This is a genomic window from Commensalibacter intestini A911 (genome assembly GCF_000231445.1).
Lineage (GTDB): Bacteria > Pseudomonadota > Alphaproteobacteria > Acetobacterales > Acetobacteraceae > Commensalibacter > Commensalibacter intestini.
The window spans coordinates 72,298-97,596 of the sequence record NZ_AGFR01000009.1; the positions used below are offsets into that span (position 1 = coordinate 72,298).

Consider the following 25,299-nt stretch of genomic DNA (forward strand, 5'->3'; position numbering starts at 1 on the left):
CACTTTAAAATTAGAGAAATACCACTGTGATATTACTGGACTGTAAAACCACCATCGATAACTAAATTAGCACCATTAATAATGGATGCTTCGCTACTGGCCAAGTAAACAGCAGCAGCGGCAATTTGTTCAGGTTCAGCAAAACGGCGTGATGGAATTTTTGCTTTAAATTCTTCACCGACTTTACCTGCCCATGCTTTTTTACCAAGCTCAGTTAAAACAACCGTAGGGGAAATAGAGTTTACATTAATATTGGAGGGCCCCCATTCCAATGATAATACTTGAGTAAGACCGATCACACCAGCTTTACTTGCACAATAAGCAACATGATTCGGCAATGCAACTACACCTGCTTGAGAAGCAAGATTAATAATAGAACCATGTCCTTGTTTTAACATCACATTACCCACTGCTTGGCAGACTAAGAATGTACCTGTTAAATTAATGTTAATTGTTGCATTCCACATATCTTCGCTAATATTTTCAGCAGCATCTAACAACGCAACACCAGCACAGTTTACCAAAACATCAATACGACCATAATGATCAACAACCGCTTTTACTGCTTTCGTAATTTGATCTTTACTGGTGACATCAAGCTGAATACCAATTGCTTTATCAGCACCTAGCTCTTTAGCGATATCTGCAATGTTGTCTGCACGATCTAATAGAGCAACTTTTACACCTTTAGCAAGATAAGCATGAGCAATTTCATTACCAATTCCTGCGCCACCACCTGTAACAACAGCAACTTTACCAGCTAAATCAAACATTTCTTTCTTAGACATCAAAGATACTCCTTAAATAATTAACTATAAAATAGACTACAATGCTTCTTTAACAGCGACACCAACTTCGTGCTCAACACTATCACTTGTAGGTTGACCAACATTCACAAAGATCATCAAGCAAGCTGCAACGATATATAAAGCTGTATAGATATAAATAACGCCTGCATTACCAACTGAAGCAATAAATAGAGTTACGATAAAATATCCAAAGAAATAACTCATCCCTGCACCAAAGTTTAGGATAGACATTGCTGCACCTTTATCTTTAGGTGCCAACATTGGCATAATCGCAGACAATGGAACAAACGCCGCAAGGAAACAACCATATACACTAGCGATCAATGTAATTGTTAACACTGAAGCATGCGCTTCAATTGCATAATAGAACAAGAAAGTAGTAATCGCACAACCTACACAGCCGAACCACATCACAACGTTACGCCATCCCAATTTATCGCCAATAATACCCCACAATAAATTAAAAATAACATTCACCATCCAAAGCCAAGTTACTACTGATAACCACACATCTTTATCATAATGTTCGGCAATCAATAATGCAGGAATAAATACTGGAAAACCGTAGGCTGCACTGGTATTAATCATACGAACAATACCACCCATCGCAACTTTTGGTTTTTTGGTTAAAATTGTTAATCCATTCAATAAATAAGAAAAAGAAGCTTTTTCAGTTTTTTTGTTGTCACTATTTTTATCACCACCACTTAATGCTAAGGCAACCACAGCACCAACAGTAACAAAAATCAATGCAGTCCATAGAACATGTAAATGTGAAATATGGTAATAGTTTAACATAACATTAGAGTATCCAGTACCAATAACGGCAACCCCACCAGAATACATAAACCAAAAAATACCCACTGCTGACCCTAATTTTTCAGCTGGTGCTTCATAAGCAACCCAAACCAAAAAACCATAAGCAAATAATGGATAAGCCAATCCTCTGATCGCATAAGTAGGAATAATCCAATATAAATTATGCGTAGGCATTCCAAAAGTTAGGAAGAAGAATGAACCAACATAAAACAAAATCAGTCCAATAAACATCACGCGTCTGACACCATAGATCTCGGCTAAAACACCAGAGAACCATGATGAAATGGCAACCATCAATCCATAAATTGTATAAATCAAACCAGTTTGAGCCTGTGTCATATGACCAGATTGCTGCAAATATTCTGGCAACCAGTTTAACTCTAAACCTTCACCAGCCATAAAAATCATCACCCCAAAATAGCCGAGCATTAATTTAGGTGAGACAAAAATTTTGTTAATTAAATTGGACATACATTCTTCCTTAATCTTGATAAAAGCTTGGTATAAAAACCAAGCTTTCAATCAAAAAAATGCTATTTCATGTTTGGATCTAAGACAACTTTTAAAGAACCGACGCCTTTTTTCATGATGTCGAATGCTTCCTTGTATTTTTCTAGTGGAAATACATGTGTTACAACGCCTTCAGTTGGGAAATCACCATTTTGAATTCCTTTGATGGTCATTGGGTAACAATATGGACCAAGGTGAGACCCTAATACATCCAATTCTTTACGATCACTGATGATACTCCAATCCACTGCAACTGGATCTTTGAACACTGAGAATTCAACAAAACGACCCAATTTACGGATCATTGCTAACCCTTGTTCAACTGACTTACCAGCACCTGTTGCTTCAATATAAATATCACAGCCATAACCTTCAGTCATTTCTTTGATTTTTGTGACAACATCTTCTTTAGCTGGGTTCATCACAATATCAGCACCAAAATGTTTAGCTAATGCCAAACGTTCTTCACTAAGATCAAGAACAACCAATTTCTCTGGACCTGACTTCTTAATTGCACCGATCATTCCCAAACCAAGGGTTCCTGCACCAGAAAGAACAACAAAATCACCCAGTTTAACACTGGCACGTTGAACAGCATGTAATGAACAAGCATAAGGTTCGATCAAAATAGCTTTATTCATTGGAAGATCGTCTGGAACATGGTGATTAATTCCCTCTTTGGGAATTTTTATATATTCAGCCATACCGCCGTTTACATTATTTTGGAAACCGTATAAATCGTGTTTTTCACACATCCAATATTCACCACGATTACAAAAACGGCAATCCCAACAAGGAACAATTTGTTCAGATGTAATACGATCATTTAATTTAAAATCTTTGACCCCTTCGCCATATGCAACGACATGACCAATAAATTCATGGCCTGGAATCATTGGAGCTTTAATATAAGCAGGTTGTTTATCATCACCCCAAAAACTAGGAGCACCTTCAAAAGACTTCACATCACCTGCGCAAATACCGCATGCTTCAACTTTAAGCAAAATTTCATTAGGACCAATTTCAGGGACAGGCACCTGTTCAAAACGATAATCATGAGGTGCATACGCCACAATTGCGCGCATTGTTTTAGGAATATTATCCAATTTAGCTACAGGACCAGCTTTGCTTTCTGCCATTGGTTTAAACTTTCATTAATTGAAATAATTATATTTCAGCATATTTGAATAAATTTACTTAAAAGACAAATAAAATACTTGTGAGTTGACTTCTATAGAATTTGGAACAACAAAGGAGAATAAGAGGATTTTTATTTAATTTTTTGTATTTTTAACGAAATAATCTTAATTTTTCTTTGTTTTATAATTAAATTTTTCGTGATAATTACTAAAAGAACAAATTTAATTCCTAACCATTTAAAATTTAAGGAAAAAATCAATGTTACCAATTGCAATTGGCTGTGATGATGCTGCTGTTAGCTTAAAAAATACATTAGTTGAATTTCTAGAATCTCTTGGTATTAAAGTTGTTGATTACAGCACTGATGCCAATCGTGAATCAAACTTTTATCCTGATATTGCATGGTCTGTTGGACAGGCAATCAAAGAAGGCAAACATGAAAGAGGAATCTTGGTTTGTGGAACAGGCATTGGCATGGCAATCACTGCTAATAAAATTCCTGGAATTCGTGCAGCACAATGTCATGATACTTTTTCAGCAGAACGCGCTAGAAAAAGTAATGATGCTCAAATCATCACATTAGGTGAAAGAGTCATTGGACCAGAACTTGCAAAAACAATTATTAAAACATGGTTAGATTCTGAATTCTCTGGTGGTAACTCTGCACCAAAAGTAGATCGCATTAAATATTATGAGAAAAAAGCACTTTCTTCATAATTACCAATCGAAATAAACAGATAAAAAACCATTCATAACAACCATTAGGAATGGTTTTTTTATTTCAAGATTCTGAAAATTTTTTACAATAGAATGATAACTGACAACTCAAGTCATGACTCCACGCAGCAATCCGATGATATTGTTTTGGTTCAATCAAAGGCGGTTGATTTTCAACAGAGTATTCTGCTTTTCCTGTAACCACGCCATCTTCTGTCATAAACTCCATCGTCACATGACCCGATAAAATCTGCAATTTTGCCCAAGTTCCTGCTTTTGTATTATGGCGACTCTTAAATGCTTCTGGCAATGTCATTTCTGTCCACACAGAAAGCGTTTTATAACACTCCAAATCTTCATCACACTCCATCACTATCTCCTCACATTATACACAAACACTAACAACTAAAACCGATTAGGTTTTTATCACTTTCTTTTGACCAAAACTTTAGATAGAAAAAATTGCCCTTACATTCCAAAATGCTATAGTCGTTTTCAGGATACCCCAGATATTTACTTTTTGCTACGTAAACACCTCTTATTATAGGAGGCTGCATTGTATATTCTAAGATTAAAAAGCAAATTAAAGATTTTTGCAATTAGTACAGCCTTGTTGTGCCTTAAACCTATATTGGCAAACAAACAATTTTTACTCAATCTTCTCCTCACTTGGGAAGCTTAAAGAGAAGAATTTTTTTTCTCACAATAATTCACTGCTTTGTGATTGTTCAATTGATGTAAATTAATGTTATCGCTAGGTCATTCGTATATTTAAAAGTTTATAAGGATATTGTTATGGCAAAAGCGCTTGTTTTGGAATGCAAAGGAAAATTAAGCATTCGTGATATCGACCTACCTAGTCATGTAGGTGCAAATGATGTCAAAATCAAAATCCATAATGTTGGTGTTTGTGGCAGTGATGTTCACTATTATACCCACGGAAAAATTGGACCTTTTGTTGTAAATGAACCAATGGTTCTTGGACATGAAGCCTCTGGAACTGTTGTAGAAGTCGGTAAAGATGTTAAAAATCTAAAAGTCGGTGACAGGGTTTGTATGGAACCTGGTGTTCCAAACTTACATTCAAAAGCAACTCAACTTGGAATCTATAACGTAGACCCAGATGTTCGTTTTTGGGCAACCCCTCCTATCCATGGATGTTTAACAGAAAGCGTTGTTCATCCTGCTGCTTATACTTTTAAACTTCCTGACAACGTTTCTTTTGCCGAAGGTGCTTTTGTAGAACCTTTTGCAACGGGTGTTCATGCTTGTGTTAAAGGCAAAATTAAACCTGGTGATATTTGTTTAGTTGCTGGTTGTGGCCCAATTGGTATTTTAACTGCATTGGCTGCTTTGGCTTCTGGTGCCAGCAAAGTATTTATCTCTGATGTTGCTGCACCCAAACTTGCCATTGCAGGCCAATATGAAGGTCTTATTCCTGTTAATGTTGCCAAAGACTCTTTAGTCGAAAAAGTAAAAGCTGAATGTGGAAAAGACTGGGGCGTTGATGTGGCTTTCGAAGCATCAGGACACCCTTCATCTTATGATCCTCTTTTAGCGTCTGTTAGACCAGGTGGCACTATCGTATTTGTTGGTATGCCTGTTGATAAAGTTCCTTTTGATTTTGTAACCGCACAAAGTAAAGAATTACGTATGGAAACTGTTTTCCGTTATGCAAATGTGTATGACCGTGCTGTTAGTTTAATTGCATCAGGCAAAGTAAATCTTAAACCATTAATTTCTGGTATTTATCCGTTTGAAAAAGCCATTGAAGCTTTCGAACGTGCTGCTTCCGCCAAACCAGATGACGTAAAGTTACAAATTCAACTTATTGAATAACTTACGTTATTTTCCAAACAAAAACCCGTCATGATACCGATTATGACGGGTTTTTTTGCCTCTTTTTCCCTATTTTTACTCTTGTGGACATCACAAAATGAGCAACAGTGTCACTAAATCTCGTATGGTTATCGGTATGCCTGTTTCCCTATTTTGGGGATATATTGCCGTTGCCCTTTTTATGGCTGGAGATGGCTTTGAACAAAGTTTCTTAGCCCACTACATTCACCACGACTTAGGAATTCCTGAAGATAAAGGAAGTTTAATCTTTTCTATTTATGGATTAACTGCTGCTATTTCCAGTTGGTTATCAGGCGTTTTTGCAGAAACCTTTGGTGCAAAAAGAATCATGGTTATTGGAGTAGTAATGTGGATTGTCTTGCATGCTGCCTTTATGCAATTCGGCATTGTACCGCATAACTACTACGCAATCTTTATCTTTTATGGACTAAGAGGGTTCGCTTATCCCTTATTCTTCTATGGTTTCTTTTACTGGGTCGTCAAAGAAACCCCGGACAATCAGCTTGCTTCTGCTGTTGGTTGGATTTGGTCTATGTTTACCATTGGATATGGTATTATTGGATATTGCATTCCCTACTTCTTTGTTGAAAAGCTCGGATCTGAATTTACCTTGTGGCAAGCATTAATTTGGGCAATGGCTGGAGCTGCGATTACTATATTCTTACTCAAAACACCACAAGAAACAAAAACAGAAAAAACAATTAAAGAAAACCATTCTTTTGGACACAGAATGTCTGAGATTCTCAGTGACTTAACACTGGTCTTTCGTAGTAAAGATTTAGCTATTGCCCTAGTTATCAGAGCGATTTGTAATTTCTCTCTTTTCGGCGTTTTAACTGTTGTTTTACCAAATTTTATGACATCTAATGATGGTGGACAATTTACATTACATCAATGGCAATTAATCAGTATCTTCATCTATCCTATTCAACCTTTTACCAATGTGTTATGGGGAATTATTGGCGATCGTATTGGTTGGTTAAAACAAATGCGATGGGTTGGATTTGTGGGCTGTGGAACCGCGACAATCTTATTATACTATGTTCCAACTATCTTCCCAGGAAACGTTTATGCAAGCATTGCCGCAATGCTCTTTTTCGCATTAACAATTACCTCTTTTGTTCCTATGGGTGCCATTTTTCCAATGCTAGCACCAGAGCGTAAAGGCGCTGCTGTATCCATTCAAAATCTTGGTGGAGGCCTCAGCCAATTCTTAGGAAATGCTTTAGTTTCCGTTATTTACTTTATCGGTTTTGGTAATTATGGCGTCTTTATTATTTATGGTGTTTTATACTATATCGCCGCAGTATTAACTTATTTTATCAAACTTAAACAACCAGGCGTTGATTATAAAATAGCTTAAAAGCAACGTATTCTTCATATTGATATACAAATATGAAGAATACTATTTTCTCTTGAAAAATAACCTCTCAAGAGTTTTATCCGGTGATCATTTATTCTATTTGATTCTTCTATAAATTATAGGTAACAATAAGCTTGTAATAACGGGTAAGGATCATCTTATGGAAAATACTAAAGTAGTTGCTTGCATTGATCAATCCACTTACTCTGCTTATGTAACCGATTATGCTGCTTGGATTACCAATTCCATTCATAAGCCTTTGGAGTTATTCCATATTGGAGACTGCCCTCCAATAAATGCTCCAACGGATACAGCACAAAAAACGCCTCGTCGAAAGCTTTTAAATATCTATTATGAGCGCGCTTTAGAAAAAGGCGTTGATCCTTCTTTATTACAAATCCACGAAGAGTATGGGTCCTTTAAAGAAAAAGTCATTCGGTATGAAGATAATATTGACCTATTAGTCATGGGGCGACGTGGCGAAAATACAGAGAAGAAACATCAAGATGCGATTGGAAAAAGTATTCAGAAGATTCTTCGTGTACTTCATAAACCCGTTCTGACCGTTGCAGAAGAGTTTAAAACGCCGCAGAATAGTATGCTCGCATTTAGTGGTAGTGAGATCTCTAAACGACTTGTAAAACACTTAGCACAAGAAAAATATTGTTTGTCTATTCCTTTATATCTCGTGATGTCAGGAAAACCAACAAACGAACGTCAGAAAGAGTTAGACTGGGCGCACCAAATTTTGGAAAATGCTGGATATAACGTAATTTCCTCGTTTATTTTAGGTGGGGGAACAATCGAGGATACAATTATCCGAACTGTACAAGAACAATGTATTGATATTTTGTTTATGAGTGCGTTTGAAAATAACTCTTTATATAATCTAATTTTCGGCAGTAAAACGGTAGACTTATTGCGCTATCTCAATATTCCGATTTTACATTTGCACTAAATTTAAAGATTATATTGAGGTTTAGATAACCAACCACTTTTATAATAACTTGCAACATATTGAATAAAGTCTGCCATATCTTTATTTTCTACAACAAGGCGATTAATTGAACGCCAATCTGGCTTTTCACGAAATTTCGCAGGAATAAGAATATTACTTTCTGAAAGGTTTTCTGTATTTAAAATCATCACCCCAATTCCATGTAATGCAGATAACATACGTAACTCTTCTTGTGTGTCATCTCCTTCAATACTTGCACAGACTAAATATCCATAATTAGCCCAACTAGAGTTACTAACTGTTTGAAAAAAACTCTCTCTAACGGAAGACATTGTGATCTTCTTTTTTACTTCAAACGACCAAAGATGCACCATGTCCCCTCCACCTGCTTGAACACAAGTTTGCACAATATGATTCCATTGATGTGGAATGGCTTGCATCGCTACAATATCAGGATGTAACCACTCATTACCATTTCTACCCTTACTATTCTTTGATTTCTTTTCATCCAACCGTTTTGAAATCAATCCTATTTCTTTTAAATATTGCTGCAATAGAGGATACATTTCTTTTTCTAAATGGATTTCAGGTTTTGATTTTGTTTCTAACTCTATCGAAGAATCCACCTCTGCAATATTTTCTTCAAGCACATCTGATACAGTGTCTCTTTTCTTAGAAGAAAACCAATATTTACGTGGGCGTGGTTGATCTTGTATTTCAATGGCAGGATGTTTTTTAATTATTATAGTAGCACGTGCACCAATCTCAGATACAACTTGATTAACAAAAGCTGCATCAGACGCAAATTCTTGGTTACTATTTTGACGTTTTTGTGCATAAAATTCAGGGTATAAAGCGATTAGCGCCTCTGCAATCTCTCGTGATGTATAACGCTGATCTGGATGTGTTTTTAAAAATGCAATAATTTTATTAACTTGAGAGGTATTCTGCATTTTTAAAACAAGCTCCACAATCTATCTATTAAATAATAATTATACATTATACTTTGTTGATAAATAGATCAAAACCTATGTTACCAACAAAATATTTCACTTACGCTCTTTAAAAATCACACTCTTTTGGTTAAGCCACCATCAATCACCAAATTCGTTCCTGTAATAAACTCAGCTTGTTCACTTGCTAAAAAAAGCACACTAGAAGCAACCCCTTCCGCAGTCACCATTTTACCCATTGGATTTTTCTTTAGACACTCTTGGAAAACTTCAGGCGTTTCTGTTTCAATTTTATTCCAAATCCCTCCTTTGAAATATACATTTCCTGGAGAAACTAAATTCACACGTACATTTTTATCAGCTAATTTTAAAGATAAAGACTTACCATAGTGATTTAACGCTGCTTTTAAAGCACCATAAGGCTCTGCAAACCCATCAATTTCAACAGCAGAAACCGTAGAAATAATCACGATATTACCGCTTTGTTGTTTTGTAAAATAAGGAACTGCTGCATTCATCAAAGCAATATTCCCAAACAAATCAATATCAGCTGCTTTTTTCCATGTTTCTAAATCTGAACCAGAAGCCAACGCACTGACGTTAGAAACAAGAATATCTATTCCGCCCATTTCTTTATGAGCATGATGAATCCATTTTTCAATTTGTTTAGGATCAGCCATATCGACAACACTGCCTCTCGCTTTACTTCCTAATTGTGCAACCGCTTCATCAATCCCTTTTTGTTGACGCGCACAAATAAATACTTCTGCACCTTCTGCAATAAATTGTTGAGCAATCGCAAAACCAATCCCTTTAGATCCCCCACTAATAACTACTTTTTTATTCCTTAAACCGAGATCCATTTTATAACTCCGTATTTATTTCAAATCGTAAATGCACAACTTTTACCAATGTCTACAGCCAATCACGTCGCACACACTTTGTATACAATCCATCCAAGTAACCCACTAATCCATAATATTACCAATATGGTTGTGACCCAATTCACAGCAAATATATAATTAGCTTTAAAAACACTCTCCATAACAATTAATGGCTAGAAAGCCACTAAAGAGTTTGTCCAACAAACTAAAACATTGATAATCAACCTGGAGATAATCGATATTCCTCACGCGAAGAAACTATGCAATAACTTCAATTCGCACTACTGGTAATATTACTATGCAATCTACCAAAGATACAGGCAGTTTACAAATTACTTTACTTGATGCGCTTTATCTTTTAAATGAAGAATAACTTATCCACCATGCCAATATTCAACTGGCTTTCTGAAACGTAACAAAGCAATCCCATGTTATTCAGTACGCAAGGATTTCTAATTCTTTTCCTTCCTCTTGTACTCATTGCTTTTTATAGCTGTGTTCAAGTTCGAATTCTGAGACAATTGGTGATTATATCAGCCTCTTTAATCTTTTATGGATTATGGAGTTGGCATTTTGTTCCTTCATTAATCTTACTCACCTTTATAAACTGGATCATCGCGTGCCAATACGGTAAAAGCCATCATAAAGCATGGCTAACAGGTGGCATTATTCTCAATATAGCAATGCTTGGCTTTTTTAAATATACCAACTTCTTTGCTGAAAATGTAGACGATATATTCGGAATGCACCACACTCCTTGGAATATCATTATGCCATTGGGAATTTCCTTTTTTATCTTTCAAAAAATTTCATATTTAATTGACCTAAAACGTGGTGAGAAACACATCTATAGCCTTGTAGATTTTTTTGAATTTGTAACGTTCTTTCCCCAGCTCATTGCAGGCCCCATTGTTCGTCACAATGAAATTATTCCACAGTTTGAGAAAAACCCTGTTAACCCTCAACTCTGGGAAAATATCAGCAAAGGATTATGCTTAATCCTCATTGGGTTAATTAAAAAGGTTGGCTTTGCCGAAAGCATTGCTATGACTTGTAATCCGTTATTTGATCAAGCTGCTCAAGGGCAACTCCTCAATATAACAGAAGCTTGGGTCGCTGCCATTGCTTATAGTTTACAAATCTTTTTTGATTTTTCTGGCTATTCAGATATGGCTATTGGTATTGCTTTATTATTTGGTTTACAACTGCCATATAATTTTAATGCCCCTTATCAATCTCATAATTTGCAAGAATTTTGGCGACGTTGGCATATGACACTCTCTCGCTTTCTAAGAGACTACCTTTATATCCCTTTAGGTGGAAACAGATGTGGCCCTATTCGACAAAGCACAAATCTAATCACCACCATGCTCCTTGCGGGATTATGGCATGGCGCAGGATGGAGCTTTGTAGCATGGGGTGGAATGCATGGCGTTGGATTAACGATCAATCATGCTTGGAAAAAGATCTCCCCATTCACTTTCCCTAAACCTATTGCTTGGATGATTACTTTATTATTCTTGATTTTCAGCTGGGTTATTTTTCGAGCAGAAAATTTTTCAACAGCTGCTCATATCTGGCAATCAATGCTTGGAATCAACGGGTTAGGAACTTATAAAATCCGTCATAATATCATTTTTTATCTTGCTATTTTATTAGTTTTATTCTGTCCTTCTAGCCAAAACCTACTCAATAAATATCTACGCCCTTCTAAATGGATAGCTGTTGTCGGAGGCACTACTGCTGCTTATTTCATTCTTTTAATTGGAGGGCGTATTCCTGATGCCTTCATTTACTTCCGCTTCTAGTCCTTGGCGCAAATTTGCATTGATCTTCCTTGGAATTACTGGGGGAGCTATCTTCTTAATTTGGTTATTTATTGTCATCGTTGATCCATGGGGCATGTTACCTCTATCCCCTCCATTCCATCGCATTCCCATTTCGACCAATGCAAGATATAGTTTCCCTGCATTGGCAATTAATCAGCAATTTGATTCCGCAATTATAGGAACCTCAACCAGTCGTCCTTTACAACCAAGGATTCTAAACAAACCTTTAAATGCACATTTCGTTAATTTATCGATGAACTCCTCTACTCCTTGGGAGCAAGAAAAGATCTTTAATCTTTTCTTACAGCATCATCCTCATCCTAAAGTCATTATTTTTAATACTGATAATATTTGGTGCTTTCATGACCCCAAACAAGGCAGTAGGCCTATTCCTTTATGGATGTATGAAGGGTCTCCATGGGTTGGTTATTTAAAAATGGCAAATCAATATGCCCTCCAAGAAGCAGTCAATCAATTTTTATGGCTCATTGGTTTAAAGAAACAACGTTATGGATCTGATGGCTATACGCCATTATTACCAGCCTCATTCATCTACGACCCCCAAAAAGTTAATCATGTTTTCGCTGAATGGCCTAAAGCAGATAATTCTGCGATGAATGGACGCATTCATACGCAACCTACTCTATCTAGATTACAACGTATAGTTAATAAACTTCCCAAAAACACACTTAAAATTATTATTATTCCACCTTTTTCAGCAGAATTTTATGGCGATTCTGGTAGATGGACAGATATGAGTTGGAAAGCCTGCAAAGCTAATTTAGCTCACCTTGCACAAACAATACCAAATACAACAGCCATTGACTTTGCACTTTCTAATCATCTCACGCAACAAAGAAATAGTTTTTGGGATCCTATTCATTTCCGTCCGTTTGTAGCAAAAATAATAATGGATGGTATTATCAAAGCAGTTTTACATCAACAAAACCTACCTAATAATGAAAGCCAAATCTTAAAATAAACAATCATTAATCTTTCAAAGCATCTAATATATCTGGAATAGAAATACTATGCGAAGCCCAAGCTGGAGGAATGCCCTCACTCTCGGAATAACTTTCTGTAATCACACATTGATAGGGCAAGTCCGCAACCATAGCAATTTGCCGATAACACCACCGCAGCAAAGTATGTGGCATCAACTCTATAATTTTTGTTTCTGGCTGGCAAAAAACCATATTTGCTAGCCCTGCCCCATGAGCACCAATAATATATTCTGCATTAGAAAATAAACCAGCTTGTTCATCTAATGTTAAATACTCCAATTGAACAATAGCGAAACCTCTTTGCTCTAATACCTCAACTAATTCATCTTCATTATGTAATACACGATTAGAAGCAGTCCTGCGATCAATATAAAAACGCTTTGGAAATGAAACATCTAAAAATTTTAACGATGAAGCAACTCTACGAAAAAATGAAATAACCCCTGAGTGCGTATACCCTAAAGCTAAACTAACTGCATTCCATGGATAAAATATTTTATCCACCTCAACAGACTGGCCCCATTCAATTTTTTTAATCTCTATTTCACGATCGCAAAAAATCAATTTTAATGCAATTTCAATTGTTCTATATTGAACAGCTGTTAAATGATAAGGCACTAACACCCCTTGAATCATTTGAACTTCAGAATCATTAATTTGAAACAATCGTCCTATATTCATCACAAGACAATGATAATAGTTATCTTGATTAGGAAATAATAAAGAAAGCCAACATCCCACTAATTTTTCTTTGGGTTTAGGAATAGAAATTTCGCCGGCATCAGATTGTTTATATAAATCAACAACAGCCTGTGAATGATCAAAGGTATCTCCAATCATATGACCACTCTGTGTTCGAACAAGACCACTTTCTGAACTAATCGTCACATTTTCAAATAATAAATTATAAGCAACATGCTTTTGTGGTGGGAATGTATCCCACTCATCTTGCAATGAACGGCTTTGAAGACGACGATACGAAGATGAAAAGTCAGGTTTAACCCAAGCTTTATCATCTACTAACGCTCTTAACTCTTTTACCTCAGCCCCAGAAGTAGGTGAAAATATTCGATATACAGGCGCAAAAGGTAAATAGTCAGTCATATCGTCGTCCAAACTTAAAAACTAAATGAGTCCCTCAGCTTTAAAGGCTGCTTTCACACCAGGATCTTGTTCCATTTTTGTAAAGTATTTTTGTAAATTAGCAAAGCCAGATAAATCTAAACCTATGCGTTTTGCCCATGTTAACGTCATAAATAAATAAGGATCTGCAACGCTACGAAAGCCTGCAATCCATTCTTTATCATTCAATTGATCATTTGCTTGCGCAAAGAGTTTATGAAGACGCTCTGCAGCACCTTTAGCCAAAGCTTCGACAATGACAGGATCAGAACTATATTTCTTTCCACCAAAAATCAAAGAGAAAGCTGGGTGCACGTCAGCATTAACAAAAGACAACCAGCGCAAAGCTTCTGCTTTATGTTGTAAACTTCCATCTCCTAGCAACTTAGCTTTTGGAAAAGATTCAGCAATATACGTTAAAATGGCAACATTTTGCGTTAATACAAAATCTCCATCAACCAATACTGGAATTTGTCCCATAGGATTTAACTCTAGGAATTTAGGATCTTTCAAAAGTTCTGGCGTTACATTTTGTGTTTCAAATTGTACATCACACCAACAAAGTGCAATATGATCTGCCGTAGAGCATGCTCCTGGTTTTGTATATAATTTCATTTTAATCATTCCTTTTGATAAAATCATTCAACCACTATAAAAAGGAATTTAAGGCAATAACAAGTCATTTTTCTTTGAAAAAGAACGTTTCATTAAGAATATCCCAAGCCCCGCAGACATAACAAATAAAACTGCACTTAAAATAATTTGGCCTGTATGACCAATACGCACCCCACCACCTAATAAAACAAAGACAATTGTCTGAGGCATACTTCCTAAAAAAGTTGCTCCTAAAAAAGGTAGCCAACCAATCCCAACTACTCCAGCAGTCGTATTTAAAACAACCGAAGATCCTATAGGCATTAAACGGCACATTAAAACTGCATTAAAAGGATTGTCCTGAATAAAACGATTGATTTTCTTTAATTTTGAATGCGCTAAATATTTTTTACCCCAATCTTTTCCTAACCATAACGCCCAACTATAGGTAATCACAGCGCCAACAATCGTTGCAATGGTCGCATACAGAAATCCTAGCCAAAATCCATAGACAACCCCAGCAGTTAAACAAACAACTTGCCTTGGAAAGCCAATTGCGCACATTAAAATTGCAACCAACAAGAAAATAGCTTGACCTTCAATCCCTCTTTTTAACAAATGATGATCGCTTAAAAATAAATCTAACCCATGAAAATATCTAGCTAAAAATGCGACAAGAACAATTCCCAATACCATTAATAATGGTTTGTAAAACTGCTTGAAAACAGAAGCTAAACTGGACGAGTTCATTATATTATCCATGATCTATCTTTTAATCAGTATTTAAAAGTGCGACTTGCTAAAAGCTGTTTATAAGGCTAAAAATCAAATAAGAATATATTTTTTTCGTATAAACGACCCCTTATAACCCTTATGAAGATAATTCTCTAGCCATGCAGCATAATAAATCCGTATCAAACTGGTTATTCTTTATTTGTTTCATGCTTTTATGCATGATTGCCCTTGGTGGATATACTCGCCTTACTGGATCAGGCCTGTCCATTATGGATTGGAAACCAATTACTGGAATTATCCCTCCTTTAAGTCATGCTGAATGGGTTCGAGAATTTGATTTATATAAAACCATTCCTCAATATCAAATTATTAATAACGGGTTTGGTTTAGATGGATTTAAACAAATATTCTGGGCAGAGTGGAGCCATCGCTTTTTGGGACGTCTTATCGGATTTGTGGTCCTGTTACCTTTGATCTATTTCATTATTAAAGGCGCCATTACTAAAAAATTAGCTATTCTACTTTTTGTATTTTTTATTCTCGGTGGCTTACAAGGTGGCATTGGTTGGTTCATGGTTCATTCAGGCTTTCGCCCTGACAGTACTGCTGTTGAACCTGTTCGTTTAGTCTTGCATTTATCTTGTGCTATTGCCTTATATATTGCTATATTATGGACAGGTCTTTCTGTAAGAACCCCTCAACCAGACCTTTCTCTTGCAAAAAATACAGTTAAACCTGTACGCACTTTATTATGGATCGATATTGTTTTACTATGTATTACAATCATTGCTGGTGGGTTTACAGCTGGTACTCATGCAGGACATTCTTTTAATAGTTTTCCATTAATGAATGGTCATTTAATTCCAGAAAATTACGGATCTCTTTCTCCTTTTATAGCAAATTTTATCGATAATATTGCAACCATTCAATTTAACCATCGTCTCTTAGCAACCTTAACCGTAATTATGGTCTTCATCACACTCTTTGTCGGATTAAAATCAACAGTAACCAAACACGTCAAAGATGGATTAATGTTAATGGGGTGGGCTGTGCTTATTCAATATGCGTTAGGGATCACTACATTATTATTAGTCGTTCCTGTATGGGCTGGAACCGTTCACCAAGCCTTTGCTGTTGTCTTATTAACCACTTTAATTATTGCTTTACATCGTTCTCGAACAATCCATACAACATCAATTTAATTTCTAACGCCTATTATCACATCAAGAAAGTTATACCTCATGACGGATCCCATTAATGCTCTTGCAATGACAGATGATCTTTTCTTTAACTCTGCCTCAAGTCAACTGGATCGCAATAAAACTGAGAAATCCATTCATGATACCTTAACTGGCATGGATGATGGAGAGCTTTTCCTTGAATATTGTGAAAGTGAGATGATCTCTATTGATGATGGTACAATCCGCACCGCAACAACCGATATTACTTCTGGTTTTGGATTGCGCTCTGTTTTAGATACAGAAACAGGCTTTGCACACTCAAATGAACTTAACGATCAAGCATTAAAACGTGCAAGTGAAACCGTAAGCCAGCTTAAAATGGGACGTAGCGGCACGATGTCTGAAAATCCCATTGCAACCAATCAACGTCTTTATCATCCCGAAAACCCTTTGCAACAAGGCAGTTTTTCCGCCAGAGCACATTTATTACATGAAATTGATGCTTATGCACGCAGCAAAGATAAACGTGTTGTGCAAGTCAGTGCTTCTGTTTCTGGAGAGTGGCAAGCCATTCAAATTATCCGTTCCAATCAATTCAGAGTAGCGGATATTCGTCCTTTGGTTCGCCTAAATGTCTCTGTCATTACAGAAGAAGATGGACGTCGGGAAGTTGGCTCTTATGGATGCGGTGGGCGTTATGGATATGATGAAATTACCCAAGAGCATCTTTGGAAAGCAGCTGTTGATGAGGCTTTACGCCAATCCTTAGTCAACCAACAAAGCAAACCTGCCCCTGCTGGTGAAATGGATGTTGTCTTAGGTTCTGGTTGGCCTGGTATTTTACTGCATGAAGCCATTGGTCATGGATTGGAAGGAGACTTTAACCGCAAAGGAACGTCTGCTTTCTCAAACCTAATGGGTCAACGTATTGCAGCGCCTGGAGTGACTGTTGTTGATGATGGCACCATTGCTAATCGCCGTGGAAGCCTAAGTATCGATGATGAAGGTACTCCAACGCAACGCACAACTTTAATCAAAGATGGTATCTTAACAGGCTTTATTTATGACCGTTTAAACGCACGCTTAATGAATAAAAATTCTACAGGAAATGGACGTCGTCAATCTTTTGCTTATACGCCTATTCCTCGCATGACCAATACGTTCATGATGGAAGGTAAAGATACTCTGAAAGATATGATTGCCAATACAAAACGTGGAATTTATGCAGTAAACTTTGGTGGTGGGCAAGTCGATATTACGTCTGGTAAATTTGTGTTCTCCACCTCAGAAGCTTATATGATCGAGAATGGTAAAGTTACTCACCCTGTAAAAGGTGCGACTTTGATTGGTAATGGCCCTGATGCTTTAACCAAGATCACTATGATCGGTAATAAAATGGAGCTCGATAGAGGGGTTGGCACTTGTGGAAAAGCAGGGCAAGGCGTTCCTGTAGGTGTTGGACAACCAGCACTTAAAATGTCTGGCTTAACCGTTGGTGGAACAGATCTTTAATTATTATTAAAATACAATAATACTATTAATAAAATAATTTCCAATATATTCTTTTATTATTCGGTAAAGTATTAATAGTATTATTGTGATGGTAACGCCTAAACAGAAAAAGAATAATGGTAAGTTTTTATAATTCTTCAAAAAATCAATAATTGCTTTTTAAGCGTTTTTTAACCAACGGTTTTGAATGTATTCCAAATTTCCAGATTTAGGTGAATATTTGTTATAGTAGTCTGCTTGAAACTTAGCTATCGCATTTTCTTTTTCAATCAAACCATTCTCTAGTAAATACATTAATGCAATTGAAGGGCTTCTTGACTCACCTAAACTACAATATATAAAAACCTTATCATTGTTATTTAATGCTATTTTTATAAAATTAAGCGCTGAATTAATCATATTATCATGTATGTATTCAGGATTATCACCATCAATCATATTTAAGTAGATAGCATCATCAGTTTGTTTAAATAAATAATAAGGACTGTCTTTGTTACACCCCCGACCTGACCACCCAACAACAGATTGATGAGTAACGTATCCTTTTGCTCGATTGAGAGCACATACAATTTTCATTCCTTCACTAGTAGCAATTTTATGTTCATCTTTAGTTCCTACATATATATTCCAATTTCCAATTTTTTGCATTTTACAACCTCTTTACTATTAAAAATAGAATCCTTCTTATATACATAAACCACCAGAGGTTAAAATATATGGATAACTACATTAACTTAATTTTCTGCCTCTTCCGTATCTATAATCGCAGCCTGTCCCCGTGTAAGGTCTAATACGCGGTCATATAATGCCGTATAAGCATTTTTTGGGACAGTAATTTTCATCTCAACTTCTGCACCAAATTCTTCACCAATAATTTGAGCATCATATTCTGCTATCCGTGCCTTTAATAAAGCATGATCTGAAAAAGCGCATAAAATACTCACTGTTTTTTGTGGAATATATTCCGCACATGGTGCTTGTCGCAAACACTCTGCTGCAGTGCCACCATAAGCTCGGATTAAACCACCCGCGCCCAGTTTAATTCCACCAAACCATCGAACAACCAGAATCAATACTTGATCAAAATTTTGTTTTTCAATGACTTGTAAAATTGGACGACCTGCCGTTCCTGAGGGCTCGCCATCATCATCACTACGGTATTTTTGCCCAATACGATAAGCCCAACAATTATGCCTTGCTTCTAGCACTCTTAACTTTTCCAACCATTCATGCACTTGATCTTCAGATGTCACAGGAACCGCATGAGCTAAAAAAATACTTTTTTTAATCTCTTGCTCATACTGATAATGTTCAACTAATCGATAAATAATACTGCTGTCACTCATCTACAATAAACTATTGTTCTTACTTAAAAATATAAACGTTTCATACGGTGTAAAGTAACATAAATATACCCCTAATAGATAGAACAACCTAAAGCATTAATCCCTTTTACACACTCTTTGTTGATTTGTCTTACCACGAACCACATAATTTGATGTTATGTGAGATGAATATATTTCATAAACACATATCGTAAATTATATTAAATAACACATATTATTAAGGTATTATAAATGAGTAAAAATGTAACCATTATTGGCGGAGGCGTCATTGGTCTAGCTTGGACTAGAAAGTTTTTAGAAAAAGGATGGAACGTTCATCTCAATGATTCTCAAGACATCAGCGCTTTTATAGAGAAAGAATTTAACGGAAAAGTAAAATTTTTCCATGATTTAGCTGAATCTGTTAAAGATGCTGATTATGTGCAAGAGTGTGGCCCTGAACGACTACCTATCAAACAAGATATTTTTAAAATATTAGCACAACATGCACCTACACATGCTATTTTTGCTTCATCAAGCTCTAGCATTGTCTCTTCTGAAATCGCAGAAAATAATCCAGCAGCAGATCGTATTTTAATTGGTCATCCTTTTAATCCTGCAAATATTATGCCTTTGGTTGAAGTTGTTCCCAATCCTAAAACGAGTAAAGATACAGTTAATACTGCAATGCAGATCTATTCTGAATTAGGGTACGAACCTGCATTAATTCAAAAAGAAATTGCCGGTTTTGTCGCCAATCGTCTACAAATTGCATTTTTAAACGAATGTTACTATCTCGTCGAACAAGGTATTATTGACGCTGCTGATCTTGATAAACTTGTTCTAAATTCATTGGGATTGCGTTGGTCTACTGTAGGTCCTTTTGAAGGAGAACACCTAGGCGGTGGAGCTCAAGGGATTAGCCATCTACTTTCTGGCGTTGGAAGCAATATGAATTTTCAATTAGGAACACCAGACCCTACAAAAGCACATATCTTAATCGAACAAACAGAGAAAGCTTATGGCGTTGGCGAAGAAAATTGGAAAAAACGTTCAGAAAAACGTGATCAATTAACAGAAGAAATTCTAAAATTACGTAGACAAACAAAATAATATTACTAAAAATCCAACCAACTTTATTTATTTTAATAAGAGTTCCAACAGTTTCTCTTATTTTAAAATAAATAAAAAAGAAGATCATTAAAAATAAAAATCTATACGTTTAAGCATTTTAAAGTATCAATTTCTAAACTTAAACGATATTATTTTTTTATTTGATCTCTTTTATATAATGTCCCCAATAACAACACCTACTTTTAAAGAACTGATTCAATATCCTGGACTTCTTGCGGCACTCTTTGGACGCACTTTATCCTCATTGGCCTTACAAACACTATCAGTTGCTATTGGATGGCAGATTTATGATCTGACCCATAGCGCAGCCTCCCTTGGATTTGTTGGGTTAGCTATGTTTTTCCCCTTGCTCATTTTGGTTTTACCCACAGGGCATATGTCCGACCGATTTAATCGTAAGAATATCGTTGTGGTCTGCCTGATTATCGAAGCCTTCTGTGGCATTATTCTAGCATGGGAATCTTTACATCATCAATTAACACCCTCCCTAATTTATACAATATTAGTGTTATTTGGATGTGCGCGTTGTTTTGAAATGCCTTGCCAAAAAACGTTCCTCGTCAATATTGTGCCAACGCATTACTTTCCACAAGCCACCGCCCTATCATCCTCTTTATTTCAAACATCTTCTATGCTTGGCCCAGCTGTTGGGGGGATTTTATATGGGTTTGGAGCAGATTTAACCTATATTGTTTGCACGATCAGTTTTTTTTTAGCAGCGATTGCAACTTTTACTATTCAGTTTAAACCCACACAAAAAACACCAATGCCTTTATCCATCGAAAATTTGCTGGGTGGCATTCATTTTATCTTTTCTAGGCCAAGAATATTAGGCGCAATTTCTTTAGATCTTTTTGCCGTTCTTCTAGGAGGGGCAACAGCTATGCTTCCTATTTATGCCAAAGATATTCTCCATTGTGGCCCTATTGGATTAGGTGTTTTAAAAGGAGCTTCTGCGGTTGGTGCTCTGCTAGTTGCAACCTATTTGACTAAACATCCTATCAAACATAATGCTGGTAAAAAAATGTTTGTATCAGTTTTGATCTTTGGGGCTGCAACTATTATTTTTGGATTATCAACAAACATCGCCTTATCCGTTGTCTGTCTCGCTATTTTAGGTGGTGCAGATGTCATTAGTGTTGTTGTACGCAGTACGTTAATTCAACTCCTAACCCCTAATGAAATGTTAGGACGAGTTTCTGCTGTGAATATGGTCTTTATTGGCTCATCCAATCAACTTGGGGAGTTTGAAAGCGGCATGTTAGCCGAAGCTTTAGGCCCTATTAATAGTGTCGTTCTTGGCGGTATTGGCACGATCATTATTGCTTTTTTATGGATGTACTTATTCCCATCGTTGCGTAAAGTTGATCAGCTAAATCATCTAAAACCAGATCAATAACATCTTTTATATCGATAATTATCTTGATTTTTTCTTTAGATAAACTATGGTTTCTGTAAGAAAGATTTCATAATCTGTACAATAAAAAATATTTTATTCGATATTTATTTATCAATTATACGAATCCCAATTTATATTTTCCGATCAGGAACCTATCCATGAAACTGATTATACGTTCGTTTTTTTTCATTTTTATATGTCTGGGTATAAACAATATTAGCCCAAGCTTTGGTCAAGATGCCTCGGCTGGCACAGCTGCTGCACCTACTGAAGCAACGCCTATTTTAATTAATCTGCCAGATACAACGACACAGCCTCAGCTTGACAGTATGGCCAAGCAACTTAAAGCAATCAATAAAAGCTTGCAGAGTTTAACAAATTCCAACTCTGAAAATCGTACCCTTTTTAAAAACCTTTTAGAAAACACTCAGGAGATTTCTAGTGATGCTGAGCGTATGATCAAACTTTTACAACCTCGATTAACTGGATATAATCAGGCACTTAAATTACTTGCTTCTACAACAGATAGCACCTCGGATAAAACAACTGACAAAAATAGCCCCGCTAATAGTAACAGCACGAGTAATGAGGTTAGTAAATACCAACAATCTTTGATAAATAATCGTCGAGATATCCAAACAAAAATTCAACAAGCTACGATTATTCAATTAGAAAGCAACAGCCTCTCTGTTCAAATTCAACAATCTTTGGCAAATATTCAACAAATTCAATTATTCACACATTTTCCTTCCCCTCTGAGCAGTGAATTTTGGAATCAGGTTGATGCCTATCATGTCAGTGATCAAGCTCGCCTTGGTAAAATATCATCCGATTTTATTCTTCTCTTTACCCAAAACTGGGATAATGACAGTAATACTCGCTTTAGAATGCTTGGCGGAATTGTTATTGCTCTATTAATCATTTTCTTTGTACGACCTTTTGTTGAAAAACTTATGACAAAACTCGTCAAGAAAGTCATTCCTCCAACACGACTACGACGCAGTTTAATGACGTTATTTGCTGCAATTTTATCTTCAATCACCGCAGGATTTTCAGCCACTGTTATTTTTTCGTCTTTAGGCTATCAGAATACCATTAATCACCCTGCTTTTGATTTTTCTGAACACATTATCCATCAACTCTTTTTCTGTGGTTTTATTTTAGGTCTCTATCGTGGCTTCTTAGCCGTCAAAAATCCTCAATGGAGACTGCTCCCCATCAACGATGCCACCGCTAAAGCAATTAGTATCTTACCTTATCTTTATGCATTAACTGTTTTTCTATTGGGTGTTTTAAAATATATTAACTCAACCAGCGATGTCAGTATCATTGCACAACAAATATGTAATGGTTTCTTTACCCTGCTTGCATCCCTTCTATGTCTGGCAATCCCTATTAAACTACGCCAAATGGGTATTGAAAAGCTGGCCTCTAATACAAATAATGCTCCAGGATTAACGTTCTTATTTGTTGGTTTTGCACTGCCTATTTTTTGTCTTGTGTGTATTATTACCGTTCTCATTGGATACATTCATCTTGGTTTCTCAATGTGTGTTTGGTTAAACTGGGTTATTCTAGTTTTCAGCACATTAAGCCTCATCAGAATGTTGCTTACCGATATTACAAATTTAGTTTTAAATCCTGATCGATGGATCGGAAAGAAAATTAGATTATTAGGTGTCAAAGCACAAAGTATGGAGCAACTAGCAACCGTCATTACGGGTGCGATTACAGTTCTAACCATCTTATTAATTATTGCATCTTGTATATCCCCTGGTAATTTTGACCTTTTACTCTTTGCCAAACATTTATCTGATATTTTACAAACTCAACAAATCGGTAGTGTTAACCTTTCCTTTGCAGCTATTGCACAAGCTTTCGTTATCTTTATTGTTGGTATCTACTGCATTCGTCTTGTGCGAAACTGGATGAATAAAAAACTTTTTCCTAAAACAACATTAGACCACGCAACTCGAAATTCTATTGATACCATTTTTAATTATTGCTGTTGGATTGTCGTCGCTGTTATTGTCCTATCTACATTAGGGGTAACAACACAAAATATCACATGGATCGTTAGTGCCCTGTCCGTTGGTATCGGTTTTGGTTTGCAAGCAATTGTTCAGAATTTTGTATCGGGATTAATCCTATTAACAGAACGTCCTGTTCGTATTGGTGACAGTGTAGTCGTAGGAGGCGTTAAAGGAACTGTTAAAAGTATTAAAGTTCGTGCAACGGAAATACAGCTAAGTGATTATTCAACATTAATTGTTCCAAATTCTCAACTAATTACTTCATCTGTACAAAACTCAACACGCAGTCGTCATCTGGGGTTAATTTCTATTAAACTCCCTGTAATTACACCTAAAGAGCTTGAAAAAGCACGTGAACTTATTCTCAATATTGTTCATAATCATCCAGATATTGTTGAGAATCCAAAACCAAGTGTCTTAGTAGATAGTATCACCGAAATTTCTTTAGTTGTTTCCATTACTTGTTATATCAATCCAAGCAGTAGTGGAGATGGTGTAAAAAGCGATATTTTATTAGAATATCTAATCGGTATGAGCAAAAATACCACAACACCAATGTTAGAGCGTAAAAAACCAGAAGAAATCCTTGCATCTAAACATGACTGATCTATAAGAAATCACGTATTTCAAAAACATTATGGAAGGATACGTATATCGTATCTTTCCATAATAATTTTTTTCAAAAGCAAATTTTATGCATTTAACTGAAACATTTCCTTTATTGCACGCTTTTACCAGCGTTTCTGGCAGCTTTTTATTTGCACTATCTGCACTCATTCCAATTGCAGACCCACTTGGTTCTTGTCTAATTTTCTATCAAGTGACAGAAGAGCGAGAAGATGCAGAACGTAAGCTTCTAGCCAGAAAAATTGCAATCTATGCCTTTGTAATTTTAGCATTTTCTATTTTTATTGGTGAATTTGTCCTACGCTTCTTTGGCATTAGTATTAATGCCGTTCGTATTGCTGGAGGTTTAGTGATTGCTGTCCGAGCATGGACTTTACTTAATGCTCCAGAACAGAATGCTGATCGAAAACAAAAAGAAGCTGAACAAGGTGGGCGGACAATGGCTTTGCCTAATGGTTTGGATGCTGCATTCTTTCCACTTACTATGCCTTTCACGATTGGTCCTGGATGTATTGCTGTGGCAATTGCTTTAAGCTCTGTTAGACCAACAGGAGCAGGTAATGGGGCAGCAATTTTTAGTTTTTATAATGGGTTAATTTTAGCTGTTGTCGTTGTATGTCTAACTATTTTTATCACTTATACATTTTGTGATAAAATCATGAAGGTCTTAGGGAAATCTAGAGCCCGTATTTTATCGCGAATGGCAGCTCTAATTTTATTATGTATTGGTGTACAAATTGTCGGCACAGGCATACAAGGATTCTTAATCCCTATTTTCCAACAACATTAAT

23 protein-coding genes are annotated in these 25,299 nt (G+C 36.2%); 12 read left to right on the plus strand and 11 right to left on the minus strand.

The features are described 5' to 3' along the window. Positions 1 to 32 precede the first annotated feature (32 nt). The 3 genes from CIN_RS07505 to CIN_RS07515 all read right to left on the minus strand — a co-directional run bounded on the left by CIN_RS07505 (position 33) and on the right by CIN_RS07515 (position 3,277). Complete coding sequence (locus CIN_RS07505) at positions 33 to 788, minus strand: SDR family oxidoreductase (protein ID WP_040364192.1); 756 nt, start codon at positions 786 to 788, stop codon at positions 33 to 35. A gap of 36 nt (positions 789 to 824) precedes the next feature. Further along, on the minus strand, positions 825 to 2,099 hold the full coding sequence (locus tag CIN_RS07510; protein ID WP_040364193.1) for an MFS transporter: 1,275 nt from the start codon (positions 2,097 to 2,099) through the stop codon (positions 825 to 827). A gap of 62 nt (positions 2,100 to 2,161) precedes the next feature. Next, the gene (locus CIN_RS07515) at positions 2,162 to 3,277 is read right to left on the minus strand and encodes an erythritol/L-threitol dehydrogenase (RefSeq protein WP_008854478.1); all 1,116 of its coding nucleotides are present in this window, start codon (positions 3,275 to 3,277) and stop codon (positions 2,162 to 2,164) included. 259 nt (positions 3,278 to 3,536) lie between these two features. On the opposite strand from CIN_RS07515, the gene rpiB reads away from it, so the two are divergent. Further along, positions 3,537 to 3,995, plus strand: coding sequence for a ribose 5-phosphate isomerase B (gene rpiB, locus CIN_RS07520; protein ID WP_008854479.1), 459 nt, complete (start codon positions 3,537 to 3,539; stop codon positions 3,993 to 3,995). 64 nt (positions 3,996 to 4,059) lie between these two features. On the opposite strand, the gene CIN_RS07525 is transcribed toward rpiB, so the two are convergent. Further along, positions 4,060 to 4,365 carry a DUF1971 domain-containing protein gene (locus tag CIN_RS07525; protein WP_008854480.1) on the minus strand — a complete coding sequence of 102 codons (306 nt, stop codon included), beginning with the start codon at positions 4,363 to 4,365 and terminating at the stop codon, positions 4,060 to 4,062. Between the two features lie 425 nt (positions 4,366 to 4,790). Between CIN_RS07525 and CIN_RS07530 the strand changes: the two genes are divergently transcribed. The 3 genes from CIN_RS07530 (at position 4,791) to CIN_RS07540 (ending at position 8,176) form a co-directional block, all read left to right on the plus strand. Then, a complete protein-coding gene (locus CIN_RS07530; RefSeq protein WP_008854481.1) occupies positions 4,791 to 5,834 on the plus strand; it encodes an NAD(P)-dependent alcohol dehydrogenase in 1,044 nt (347 codons plus the stop codon). Positions 5,835 to 5,931: 97 nt separating this feature from the next. Continuing rightward, a complete protein-coding gene (locus CIN_RS07535; RefSeq protein ID WP_040364194.1) occupies positions 5,932 to 7,218 on the plus strand; it encodes an MFS transporter in 1,287 nt (428 codons plus the stop codon). A gap of 160 nt (positions 7,219 to 7,378) precedes the next feature. Further along, entirely contained in the window at positions 7,379 to 8,176 is a 798-nt protein-coding gene (locus CIN_RS07540; RefSeq protein ID WP_008854483.1) for a universal stress protein, read from the plus strand. 2 nt (positions 8,177 to 8,178) lie between these two features. On the opposite strand, the gene CIN_RS07545 is transcribed toward CIN_RS07540, so the two are convergent. Both CIN_RS07545 and CIN_RS07550 read right to left on the minus strand, forming a co-directional pair. Then, positions 8,179 to 9,129, minus strand: a complete 951-nt coding sequence (locus CIN_RS07545; RefSeq protein WP_040364266.1) for a COG2958 family protein — start codon at positions 9,127 to 9,129, stop codon at positions 8,179 to 8,181. A 116-nt stretch (positions 9,130 to 9,245) separates the two neighbouring features. Then, positions 9,246 to 9,992, minus strand: a complete 747-nt coding sequence (locus CIN_RS07550) for an SDR family NAD(P)-dependent oxidoreductase (protein WP_008854485.1) — start codon at positions 9,990 to 9,992, stop codon at positions 9,246 to 9,248. A gap of 449 nt (positions 9,993 to 10,441) precedes the next feature. On the opposite strand from CIN_RS07550, the gene CIN_RS07555 reads away from it, so the two are divergent. Together CIN_RS07555 and CIN_RS07560 are read left to right on the plus strand one after the other, a co-directional pair. Continuing rightward, positions 10,442 to 11,821 carry an MBOAT family O-acyltransferase gene (locus CIN_RS07555; RefSeq protein ID WP_008854486.1) on the plus strand — a complete coding sequence of 460 codons (1,380 nt, stop codon included), beginning with the start codon at positions 10,442 to 10,444 and terminating at the stop codon, positions 11,819 to 11,821. Continuing rightward, positions 11,796 to 12,824 (plus strand): hypothetical protein, encoded by a 1,029-nt coding sequence (locus tag CIN_RS07560; RefSeq protein ID WP_008854487.1) that lies wholly within the window; start codon positions 11,796 to 11,798, stop codon positions 12,822 to 12,824. Before CIN_RS07555 ends, CIN_RS07560 begins: the two co-directional genes overlap by 26 nt. 7 nt (positions 12,825 to 12,831) lie before the next feature. On the opposite strand, the gene CIN_RS07565 is transcribed toward CIN_RS07560, so the two are convergent. From CIN_RS07565 to CIN_RS07575, 3 genes are read right to left on the minus strand one after another with little or no spacing between them, the layout of a single operon-like run. Further along, positions 12,832 to 13,950, minus strand: coding sequence for a glycosyltransferase family 61 protein (locus CIN_RS07565; protein ID WP_008854488.1), 1,119 nt, complete (start codon positions 13,948 to 13,950; stop codon positions 12,832 to 12,834). Between the two features lie 21 nt (positions 13,951 to 13,971). Beyond that, positions 13,972 to 14,583, minus strand: coding sequence for a glutathione S-transferase family protein (locus CIN_RS07570; protein ID WP_040364195.1), 612 nt, complete (start codon positions 14,581 to 14,583; stop codon positions 13,972 to 13,974). Between the two features lie 48 nt (positions 14,584 to 14,631). Beyond that, positions 14,632 to 15,312: a TVP38/TMEM64 family protein gene (locus CIN_RS07575; RefSeq protein WP_050798390.1), complete on the minus strand. Its 681-nt coding sequence runs from the start codon at positions 15,310 to 15,312 to the stop codon at positions 14,632 to 14,634. Between the two features lie 143 nt (positions 15,313 to 15,455). Here CIN_RS07575 and CIN_RS07580 point away from each other — a divergent pair, with 143 nt between their 5' ends. Both CIN_RS07580 and tldD read left to right on the plus strand, forming a co-directional pair. Further along, positions 15,456 to 16,499, plus strand: coding sequence for a COX15/CtaA family protein (locus CIN_RS07580; RefSeq protein ID WP_040364196.1), 1,044 nt, complete (start codon positions 15,456 to 15,458; stop codon positions 16,497 to 16,499). 39 nt (positions 16,500 to 16,538) lie between these two features. Further along, positions 16,539 to 17,990: a metalloprotease TldD gene (gene tldD, locus CIN_RS07585; protein ID WP_008854492.1), complete on the plus strand. Its 1,452-nt coding sequence runs from the start codon at positions 16,539 to 16,541 to the stop codon at positions 17,988 to 17,990. A gap of 159 nt (positions 17,991 to 18,149) precedes the next feature. Here tldD and CIN_RS07590 read toward each other — a convergent pair whose 3' ends face one another. Next, entirely contained in the window at positions 18,150 to 18,638 is a 489-nt protein-coding gene (locus tag CIN_RS07590; protein WP_008854493.1) for a dual specificity protein phosphatase family protein, read from the minus strand. Positions 18,639 to 18,724: 86 nt separating this feature from the next. Further along, entirely contained in the window at positions 18,725 to 19,336 is a 612-nt protein-coding gene (locus tag CIN_RS07595; RefSeq protein WP_008854494.1) for an IMPACT family protein, read from the minus strand. A gap of 231 nt (positions 19,337 to 19,567) precedes the next feature. Between CIN_RS07595 and CIN_RS07600 the strand changes: the two genes are divergently transcribed. From CIN_RS07600 to CIN_RS07615, 4 genes are all read left to right on the plus strand, one after another. Next, complete coding sequence (locus CIN_RS07600) at positions 19,568 to 20,428, plus strand: 3-hydroxyacyl-CoA dehydrogenase NAD-binding domain-containing protein (protein WP_008854495.1); 861 nt, start codon at positions 19,568 to 19,570, stop codon at positions 20,426 to 20,428. A gap of 178 nt (positions 20,429 to 20,606) precedes the next feature. Next, a complete protein-coding gene (locus CIN_RS07605) occupies positions 20,607 to 21,848 on the plus strand; it encodes an MFS transporter (RefSeq protein WP_040364197.1) in 1,242 nt (413 codons plus the stop codon). Positions 21,849 to 22,006: 158 nt separating this feature from the next. Further along, positions 22,007 to 24,487: a mechanosensitive ion channel domain-containing protein gene (locus CIN_RS07610; RefSeq protein WP_008854497.1), complete on the plus strand. Its 2,481-nt coding sequence runs from the start codon at positions 22,007 to 22,009 to the stop codon at positions 24,485 to 24,487. 88 nt (positions 24,488 to 24,575) lie between these two features. Next, on the plus strand, positions 24,576 to 25,298 hold the full coding sequence (locus CIN_RS07615) for a MarC family protein (protein WP_008854498.1): 723 nt from the start codon (positions 24,576 to 24,578) through the stop codon (positions 25,296 to 25,298). Position 25,299: the final 1 nt, after the last annotated feature.